At 61.5% G+C, this 8,519-nt stretch carries 11 protein-coding genes; all 11 read right to left on the bottom strand.

The window, feature by feature from the left end; translation table 11 throughout:
- Positions 1-173: 173 nt before the first annotated feature.
- A complete protein-coding gene (locus tag ACFDTG_RS14905; RefSeq protein ID WP_061940301.1) occupies positions 174-1,040 on the bottom strand; it encodes a Kiwa anti-phage protein KwaB-like domain-containing protein in 867 nt (288 codons plus the stop codon).
- On the bottom strand, positions 1,040-1,561 hold the full coding sequence (locus tag ACFDTG_RS14910) for a hypothetical protein (RefSeq protein ID WP_375291776.1): 522 nt from the start codon (positions 1,559-1,561) through the stop codon (positions 1,040-1,042). The genes ACFDTG_RS14905 and ACFDTG_RS14910 overlap by 1 nt, the downstream gene beginning before the upstream one ends.
- On the bottom strand, positions 1,555-2,190 hold the full coding sequence (locus ACFDTG_RS14915) for a hypothetical protein (protein WP_375291777.1): 636 nt from the start codon (positions 2,188-2,190) through the stop codon (positions 1,555-1,557). The genes ACFDTG_RS14910 and ACFDTG_RS14915 overlap by 7 nt, the downstream gene beginning before the upstream one ends.
- A gap of 81 nt (positions 2,191-2,271) precedes the next feature.
- Positions 2,272-3,210 carry an endonuclease gene (locus ACFDTG_RS14920; protein WP_235600945.1) on the bottom strand — a complete coding sequence of 313 codons (939 nt, stop codon included), beginning with the start codon at positions 3,208-3,210 and terminating at the stop codon, positions 2,272-2,274.
- Positions 3,200-4,531, bottom strand: coding sequence for a DNA cytosine methyltransferase (locus ACFDTG_RS14925; RefSeq protein ID WP_061940307.1), 1,332 nt, complete (start codon positions 4,529-4,531; stop codon positions 3,200-3,202). The genes ACFDTG_RS14920 and ACFDTG_RS14925 overlap by 11 nt, the downstream gene beginning before the upstream one ends.
- The gene (locus tag ACFDTG_RS14930) at positions 4,528-5,004 is read right to left on the bottom strand and encodes a very short patch repair endonuclease (RefSeq protein WP_076605821.1); all 477 of its coding nucleotides are present in this window, start codon (positions 5,002-5,004) and stop codon (positions 4,528-4,530) included. Before ACFDTG_RS14930 ends, ACFDTG_RS14925 begins: the two co-directional genes overlap by 4 nt.
- Positions 5,004-5,276 (bottom strand): hypothetical protein, encoded by a 273-nt coding sequence (locus ACFDTG_RS14935; protein ID WP_061940311.1) that lies wholly within the window; start codon positions 5,274-5,276, stop codon positions 5,004-5,006. The genes ACFDTG_RS14930 and ACFDTG_RS14935 overlap by 1 nt, the downstream gene beginning before the upstream one ends.
- A gap of 4 nt (positions 5,277-5,280) precedes the next feature.
- Positions 5,281-5,583: a hypothetical protein gene (locus ACFDTG_RS14940; protein WP_061940313.1), complete on the bottom strand. Its 303-nt coding sequence runs from the start codon at positions 5,581-5,583 to the stop codon at positions 5,281-5,283.
- A gap of 418 nt (positions 5,584-6,001) precedes the next feature.
- The gene (locus ACFDTG_RS14945) at positions 6,002-6,292 is read right to left on the bottom strand and encodes a hypothetical protein (protein ID WP_061940315.1); all 291 of its coding nucleotides are present in this window, start codon (positions 6,290-6,292) and stop codon (positions 6,002-6,004) included.
- Positions 6,289-6,990 carry a DUF6118 family protein gene (locus ACFDTG_RS14950; protein WP_082718814.1) on the bottom strand — a complete coding sequence of 234 codons (702 nt, stop codon included), beginning with the start codon at positions 6,988-6,990 and terminating at the stop codon, positions 6,289-6,291. Before ACFDTG_RS14950 ends, ACFDTG_RS14945 begins: the two co-directional genes overlap by 4 nt.
- A 12-nt stretch (positions 6,991-7,002) precedes the next feature.
- The coding region (locus ACFDTG_RS14955; RefSeq protein WP_375291778.1) for an AAA family ATPase at positions 7,003-8,519 on the bottom strand (1,517 nt) is incomplete at its 5' end.

An 8,519-nucleotide genomic window follows, 5' to 3' on the forward strand; every position in this document is an offset into this window, starting at 1 on the left:
TTCGGCTTGGCCGTGTCCGGGGCAAGTGAACCGCTAACAGGCTCCCCTAAAGCTCCCAGCTACTTCGCCTTGATCGTGGCAGGACACTCGGCTCAGCCTGTTCAACAATCGGTCGTTTTCTGAACAATCACGACGAATGTCTGGACTGCTACCCACCTAGACCTTCTACTCGTCTAGGGGATTCTTCTTTTTGAGTTGGTAACATATCTCGATGCGCTGAGCGCGGCTTGATAGATGCCGTCGTCCAAAAACCGAAAAAGCGTTTTTATAGATTTCCGATCAGTAGGAACCAGAAGCTTTCCATTCTGCACGGTTATATTAATTCCCAGGCTTGCTGCCTTCGTCGCAATCACATCTACCTGATGTGTGTTCAACACATTGGCCTTAGTGATGGCATGTACGAGCTTTCTGACGCCTTGGTCCGCCGCCACCTTGAACGCAGCAACGTCGGCTACCTCTAGGCTGGCATGCTGGCAAAAAGCATCCACCTCCTGATCGGTTGCCGCCTTATAGAACTGCTGTAGGTCAAACACGCTGCGCGTCCGCTGAAAGCTTTTGAACTTCAGCTTTCCTCCTTCCATGATGGCAACGATACTGTTGTCGAGGGTGAATCCCGGCTCCGTCAGCTCCTTGAACGAATTGCCCGACTGGAAGAGGGTAAACCTGCGGGATAGAAGCTGCTGCGCCGAAAAGGCTTGGATCAGGACACGATGACCCTGTCCTACCGGATCGATCACGAAGAGGCCTCGAATACCCTCTGCCATGAAGTTCTGGGCGTCGATCTCCGGCAGACTGATCGGATTGGCCGCGATTGTTGCAGTGATGACGGCCGCCTCAGCGGGAGCGTCAATCACCAGCAGCTCGTCGTCATCCGGTTTCCAATCGCCCGAGAAATCGACCTCCTCAGCGACGCCGTTCAGGAAATAATTCGCCTGTGTCTGAAAGATATGACCAACCTTCGCCTGCACCGGTTGAGCGAGCGCAACCCGCTTAACCTGCAACCCTGTTGTTAAGCGACAAAGGGCGAATAGATTGACCATCAAGCATCCTCTAAGTCTATTAGAATGTACTCGGTAAGCTGCCCGACAGTAACGGCATTAGCTACCGTTCGAAGCTGCTTCTTTGTTATAAGAACATAGGTAACACCCTCTTTTGACTGAACCTTGTAGAAGTGCCACTTTAACAATCCGAGAAGCGGGTTGAAGTGATAGTTGTATCCAGTCGCCGTTATCAGCGCGAAAATAACGAGGGTTGGAATCCACAGTTGCCAGTTGAGGGTGTTGAACTGAGATGTAAAAAGCGGAAGCAAATATAGCAGAAGAAATCCCATATTCTCACGGTCTGCCGCTTCGATTTCGACCGCTTGAAACTGAGACGCTTCGAGGTTCTTACGCGCATACCGAAGCAGCATCAGACAGATGCCCACGGTAGCGAGGCTAGCCGCAAGAATGTAGATCGCCGGCTTTGGCTGATCCTGCATGTAGGCGACCCAGGCATAGGTCAGCCCCACGGGCGCGATAGCCGAGCTGGTGAGCAGGATGCGAGCGAATGCGTTCAGCATACCTGTGCCGGCACCTGATAAAGCGTAAGCTCGTAATCTCCCGCCTTCTCCAAACGCCGCCGACATGGGGGTATCCAAGCGAGCCGGGTCGGCGCAGCGACACCGGCCTGCCATATCAGCCAACAATAGCCTGTGGCCGTCGATGCGCGGGGATCGACGCGACCGCGGAGGATGGGAACCCGTTCGACAAATTGCGCGACGCAGCTCGGGGGGCGGTCTTTGAACAGTCGCTCGTAGCGACCGGCTCCTTCGATGAAGCCAGTGCGGACAAGCATTGCGACACCGGACCTTGCGAGCTGCAAGGCGCGCCGCACGAACTCCTCGCCTAAGCGGAATGGGGGATTGGTCACGATCCAGTCGGGACGATCATGCGGGGCCGCTGCTTCGGCGGAGAGCGACAGGAAGTCGAATATCTCGCCATAACCGTAGCCGTGCACATCGCTGCTGCGCACGGTCCGGAAATACTCTGCCAGCGTGGAAGCCATATAGCCGCGCCCGCATGTCGGCTCCCAACATGAAAGCCTATCGAACTTCTCTCCGCCGAGAACCTCCTCGATTAGGGCGCGTGTCGCCCATTTCGGAGTCGGGAAGTCGTCCAGGCTGTCGAGGGCTTCAGTCCGCTGAGCCATGACGGCCGGGGAGCGATTCTGCGGCCCCTCGGGCATCCGATATTGAGGCGACCGACGCGGCTTCCACTCGGTCACGATCTACTAATCCCGATAGTCGCGGATCGCATCTCGGTCGAGCTTGTCGGCCGGCACGAGACGGTAATGCTTCTCGTCCACCAAGCGGACCTCACCTTCCTGCAAGGTCAGCTCGAACAATGCGATCTTGCCACCATCCATGAATTGAGCCGCAATTGGACGACAGCGTAAGCCGGGAAACTTTTGATCGGCGTAACGAATATCTTGGGTCGTTTGCACGACACCGATTTGATCTTTGCCTCCCTTAGCCTGCACCGGGATAACGTAGTGACAACCCCGCTTATCGAGGCCGACATACAGCTCATCGATCTCGATTTGACCGATGCCCTTCACCGTCGTGCGAAGGTGGTTCTGCAAGCTAGAGGCGGTTAGCCCCAGGAATATATCGATCAGGCGATTGTAGCGGACGATCGCCAACAGCGCCTGTTCGTCGTCGAGTGCATAGGCCCGGATCAACTCGGGGGTACCATCGGGAATGTCGATGCTGACAAGCGTTTCGTTCGGTCTGATCCGGGTCGCCGGAACGAGCCGAAACTTATACTTAGCGCGCCCGGCGCCCTCGATGATCCATTCCAGCTTCTCGGGCTGAGTTGCTAGAATAGCATCGGGCATGGGTATCCGATAACGGATCGCATACACCACATCGCCGAGGTTTTGCGGCAGATCTACGCCGAGCGCTGCGGCTGTCGTGACAATATCGACGCGCGCAAAAGCGACCTCTGTGGCACCCTGGGTATATCGGTCGGAGAAGATACGCTCGATGATTGCTTTATAGCGATTGGTTTGTGCGGGCGTTGCCGGCTCCACGTCGTCGGGCAGAGCCTCGTCTGTCGTGGCGAGGCTATCGTCGTTCTCAGGGGCCACGATCCTTGCTTGCTCCGTTCCTACATCGACCACGACCGCTTTGAAGTATCCGAAGTCCGTAAACTCGTCGTCACCGGCCATTGGCGACGAGCTTCAAACGGATTTCCTCGATCTCATGCTGCTTCCGCTTTTTGGCACCGCTCTTGCGGTCGCGCTTGCTACTCGGTGCCGGAACGCCGAACCGTTCGGCCGCTTCCGACATTTCGAGATAGAGTAACGTCGGATCGCCAAGGTTTACCGGCTGCTCAGGGCGGCTCGGATCGACCCCAAGCGCGTCGATCACAGCCCCGGCGATAGCGCGCGCAAGCGGCGGTGGAACTGCATTGCCGATCTGGCGAGCGCCATGCCACTTCGTAGCATGCAGCCTGAACCAGTCGGGGAAACCATGCAGGCGAGCCATCTCCCGAACCGTTATGCAGCGAGGGTGCTTATAGTGGATCGGCCGCGGGCTAGTGAACGCCCCCCGTGCACCGTCTGTCCCGGCGCGTAGTGTATTGGACAAGCCAACTGGGGACAGCTTCAAGAAGCGGCTGATCGGCTCGACGGTGCCTGGAACTGTCTCGGTGAAGCGGCGGCGCGAGATATCCGTATGCGTGGTTCTCGCACTCGACGTAAGAATACCGGGGTTCCAATTGCGAACATGACCGAAATGCCAAGCATCGTTGCTGAGGCCCCGCATCTCTGCGGCATAGGTCGAAGGCTTCCCGAAGGCTGCGGTGCGGGTCGCATCAGTCTCGATGAGTGAGGGGAAACGATCTGCGTTCGGCAGATCGCCAATAGCGTCCATAACGGTAGGGCCGATAGGAAGCTCGCCTATAGGCTTACGGCCATCTGCCGCGTTGGTGATCGGGGCAGGATAGGCCGGCACAGCTTCACCTTTCTGTGCGCCCATCAGGATCAACCGTTGCCGGTGTTGAGGGGTGCCATAATTCGCCGCATCCAGCACCTGCCAAGGCAGGCGCACATCGTAACCGGCTTTGTCGAACGCCTCCACCAGTTCGTCCAGAAACGCGCGCTGGCTTCCTACCGTCAGACCTTTCACGTTCTCGAACACGAAAGTGCGAGCATCGAACTCCTGAACCAAGCGCACGAACTCACGCACCAGCGTGTTACGCGGGTCTTCCAACGCCCGCTTTCCGATCATCGAAAAGCCCTGACAGGGAGGGCCGCCGAACACGCAGTCGATCGGCCGCTTACCGATGCCGGCGATCGCGCGCACTTCGGCTGCCTTCAACCCGACAACGGATCGCGGGATGACGGGCGTATCGGGAAAATTGAAGGCGTGGACGGCGCAATGCACCGGGTCGATCTCGACAGCGGCCGCTACGTCGAACCCAGCCTGCTCGAAGCCCAGGCTCATGCCGCCCGCGCCGGCGAATAAATCGATGCCCAAGGGCCTCATGTTGTCTCCGTTTTGTTCTCGGGCGAGCTTACGACGTTTGCAGGCGCCTGTCGATCGCTTTTTCCAGGCTGGCCCAGAAAAGAAACTAGGCTTGTTTCAAGGGCTTGCCGATCAGCAATCTCACACTGCCAGATTGTAGCCACGTCCCAACCGAGGGCGCGCAGCTCCGCTTCCTTACGCGCGTCCCGCTCGCGATTCGCATCGAGCTTCGGCCCCCAATAATCGAGTTTGGATTTGGGAGCCCGTCCCTTCTGGCACTCGTGACCGTGCCAAAAGCAGCCGTGCACAAAGACCGCCTTTTTGCGGCCGGGCAATACTATATCGGGACGCCCCGGAAGCTGTTTTGGATGGAGCCGGTAGCGGTAGCCTAACCTGTGCAGGAGGCGCCTGACGATCAGCTCGGGACCCGTGTCTTTGGTCCCGACCGACTGCATGATGCGCCGACGCTGTTCGTGTGTACGGGTATCCGCCACTAGGCGAATGCCTCGTCGGCCAGTGTGCCGCTGCGGCTCTCCACGATCAGCGACACGTAATCCTTATTGTCCCGCGGGTTGAACACGCGACCGACGACGGTCCAGATTTCCCGGTTCCGGGGATCGTGCCGGTCCTGTCCGACCGGCACACCGGGGTCGAGGATCATGTCGCCGATCGCCGGCACCTGCCCAGCAAAGTCCTCGGGGCCGTAGTCGTGCCCGTAGTCGGACACCTTGCCAGCCTCGCGGTGAAGGATGCGGATGATCGTCATTTGATTAGAAGCTCCACGTTTCGGCGCTGATGCCGTGGCGCTCGGCCAGCTCACTGATCTTTTGAACTGCGCCAAGCTCGCCCCGGTAGTGCTCGGCAACCAGCGCAAACGCGAGCCGCGGAACGTCTTCCGGCGCGATCCGGATGCCATATTCGAAATCAGCGTCCCCCCATGTTTGCCTGACAGTTGGCCCCGTGTCCTGGCCGGAAAGCTCGATCCCGCCGACTGCCGTCAGCACCATGTCGATCGACGTGAACTCTTCCTCGTCACGCAACGCCAGCCGCACGGCATTCTGGTCCGCCATCATTCCTCCTGTTCGCGCCTGCAATCGTCCGGTCCGGGCTTCAGCTCGTCAACTCGCACGGCTTGGGCGCGGCGCATCAGGTCAGCGGACTGCCATACCTTCAGCGGTTAGCGCTGGTGCGGGAGCATCGCGAAAAAAGATATAGACGCCGTTCCTGCCCCGCCTGTATTATGTACAGGCAGTCAAGGCGAAGGCCAATACTGCATTTTGTCCAAACAAGCAAAGGATTTTGCTTATGTTTATTAAGAGGTGTTTTAATGTCTGTTCTTATTCCCGTTACAATTGTTGTTGGTAGTTTTTCCTACAAGTGGCTTCTTGGCAGCGCGTTTCTGATTTTTCTGAGGTGGGGACTTAACCGGGTTCCTAGCGGCGCGAAGTAACCGATAAAGCACACCGGGAAAGGGACGCCTTTCCCGGTGTGTCAGCCAGGCTGCCGGTCCGGGGCAACAACATACAGGGTGCCGGTCCCCCGGGTCCGGTACACCACCAGCTCGGCTGCATCGTCTGCGCTCGCGATCTGTAACCAGACCGGCCCTTCACCCGGATCGAGCGAGCGGTAATCCGGAGCGTCCTCCAGTAACGCCTGCATATCCGCAGGCACGGGCTGGAGCTTGACCTGGCCGGCGGAATACAGGCCGGCGAGGAAGGGCAGCATGTCATGCCCACTCCGAAGGCGGTCCATAACCGTCATCAGCTCGGCTTCGTCGCTCATCGGGCACCCCTGCCCGCTTCTACGGTGATCGTACATCGCGTCGCCTCTCCCGCCTTGTTCGCACGTTTCTGGCACGCCTCCAGCACCTGCCGATTAGCGGTGACGATCCGATCACCTGCGGCGATGTTGGCGAAAGCGTCGGGCGCGCTGGTCCGCATGAGACGCTGGCCGCCCTCCCACATCGGCAGGTCGAGCGAACGCGCCGCCATCTTTTCCGGCCATTGCCAGCTCGCGGGCACGGCGCGCGCAACAATGCCGGCGAACACCGCCCAGAAGATCATGCCGACCACGATCCCGCCGATCGCGCTCCACATCAGCCAGCGGTTCTGCTCATCGCCATGCCGCGCCGACACGACATAGCTGTGAAGCTGGCGCGTCACGTCCTCCAGGCCGGTGCGCGCCGTAGCGATCGTCTGCCGGTCTTCCTGGCGCGCCGTGCTCGCCGCCGCGGTGATCCGTCCCGCCAACTGCTCCGGCGTCATCGCCAGCATCGGGCTTTTGACCAGCATATCGACGCGCTGCGCCGTAGCGGTGATGTTGTTGGCGATCACGCCCAACGTCTCGGAATAGTCGGGCGGCTCGGGCACCTCCATGCGCTCGGCCGTTAGACGCTCGACGGCACGGCGCATCAGCGTCACCTCCGCGCGCAGCTCTTGGAACGCCTGCGCGGCTTCACTCGGCCCTTCATCATCCGCCATCACGTCTTCCCCTTATCGGCTCATGCCCCTGTCTCGCTCGCGGCCGATCCCGATCGACTGCTCCAGCGATTTCTCGATGGTTCGGCCGCGCTCCAGTTTCAGCTCCAGCTCGGGCGCGCGGCGCTCCAGCGCCTTCGCCAACTCGGGATCGCGGCGCAGGCCTTCGGCCATCGCGCCCATGCGCGTGACGGCCTTGTCGGACCGGGCCTGGTCGCCGCTCGCTCGCTCGCGCGCCAGACCCCGCCAGCTCTCCACGAAACGTTCGGCGCGCGCATCGGGGTCGAGCCGCACCCGGCGCTCCTCGGCCATCGCGCGCGCCGCGCCGCCTGTGTTCCCCCCGGCTGCCTGCCCAATCAGCCCGGGATCGCGGCGGAACGCGGAAGCGAGGTCGCGCGCGGCATCGGGCCGCACCTGATCCAGCGCCTCGCCGGCGCGGCGCAACGCGCTCTCCTGATGCGGCAGCACCGGCAGCTCCTGCGCGCGCATCCGGCCTATGTCGGCCGACGCCCGCGCATAGCGTTCGATCGCCCTGGCCTGGCCCGGCTTGCCGCCGATCGCCGCGCCGGCACGATCCGGGGCAGGTGCCTTCTCCGGCATGGCAGCAGGCTTCGGCCGAAAGCCCGAGAACATATCCCTGGCCTTGTCGCGGACTTGGTAGACGATCTCACGGGCGCGCTCGGGCCAGCGTATCTCGCGCCGCTCGGCGAAGCTGCGCGCCCGGTCCTCGTCGGACGGCGCGGCATAGTCGCCGGCCATGTCCTTGGCGCGATCACGCGACAGCACGCGGGCAAGCTGGCGCTGATCGGCGAAGTCGTCACGGCCATAATGGAGCTGCACCCCGTCGCGGTGCCGCGACATGCCGACATAGGCGCTGTGCCGGTCCATGCCGGGAGTGGCGAGGAGATGAGCGCGATCGACGGTGACGCCCTGCGACTTGTGGAAGGTGGCCGCATAGCCGTGATCGACCGCGGCATAATCCTTGAGGTCGAACGCGGCGCGTCCTCCCCCATCGAGCCGTACCGCCATGTGGCCGCCCTCGACACGCTCCAGCGTGCCCAGCGTGCCGTTCTTCACGCCCAGCGAGCGCTCGTTGCGCAGGAACATGATCCGGTCGCCGGCCGCAAAGTCGCGCCGGCCCCGATCGACGGTCACGCCCACGTCCTCGCCCAACCCGCCCGACGCGCGCACCCGCTCGCGCGCCTCCCGGTTCAGCTCGCGCACCTCGGCATTGGTGTGAGTGAGGATGATGCGCGTCTTGTCCGGATCGGCCTGGCGCTGGCGATCCCAGCCATCCACCAGCTCGGCACGCGCAGCCTCGCGCGTGTCGGCTGCGTGAACCATGCCACGGTCTGCATAGGCGTGGATCGCCTCGGCCGTGCGGCCCGTGGCAAGCGCGCGCGTCGCATCCTTCTGCCAGTCCTCGCGCTGCCGGCGGACCTCGGTGATTTCGGCCGCGCCGTGACGCTCGGCAATCGACCGGAACGCCGCGCCTGCTTCGATCGCCTGCAACTGCTCGGGGTCGCCCACCA

Origin of the sequence: Qipengyuania sp., from assembly GCF_042095715.1 — a bacterium.
In the GTDB taxonomy this organism is placed as follows: Bacteria; Pseudomonadota; Alphaproteobacteria; order Sphingomonadales; family Sphingomonadaceae; genus Qipengyuania.

Bases quoted from the DNA above. Each gene is read 5' to 3' on its own strand.
- ACFDTG_RS14905 (WP_061940301.1), bottom strand. From the start codon at position 1,040: ATGGTCAATCTATTCGCCCTTTGTCGCTTAACAACAGGGTTGCAGGTT.
- ACFDTG_RS14910 (WP_375291776.1), bottom strand. From the start codon at position 1,561: ATGCTGAACGCATTCGCTCGCATCCTGCTCACCAGCTCGGCTATCGCG.
- ACFDTG_RS14915 (WP_375291777.1), bottom strand. From the start codon at position 2,190: ATGGCTCAGCGGACTGAAGCCCTCGACAGCCTGGACGACTTCCCGACT.
- ACFDTG_RS14920 (WP_235600945.1), bottom strand. From the start codon at position 3,210: ATGGCCGGTGACGACGAGTTTACGGACTTCGGATACTTCAAAGCGGTC.
- ACFDTG_RS14925 (WP_061940307.1), bottom strand. From the start codon at position 4,531: ATGAGGCCCTTGGGCATCGATTTATTCGCCGGCGCGGGCGGCATGAGC.
- ACFDTG_RS14935 (WP_061940311.1), bottom strand. From the start codon at position 5,276: ATGACGATCATCCGCATCCTTCACCGCGAGGCTGGCAAGGTGTCCGAC.
- ACFDTG_RS14940 (WP_061940313.1), bottom strand. From the start codon at position 5,583: ATGATGGCGGACCAGAATGCCGTGCGGCTGGCGTTGCGTGACGAGGAA.
- ACFDTG_RS14945 (WP_061940315.1), bottom strand. From the start codon at position 6,292: ATGAGCGACGAAGCCGAGCTGATGACGGTTATGGACCGCCTTCGGAGT.
- ACFDTG_RS14950 (WP_082718814.1), bottom strand. From the start codon at position 6,990: ATGGCGGATGATGAAGGGCCGAGTGAAGCCGCGCAGGCGTTCCAAGAG.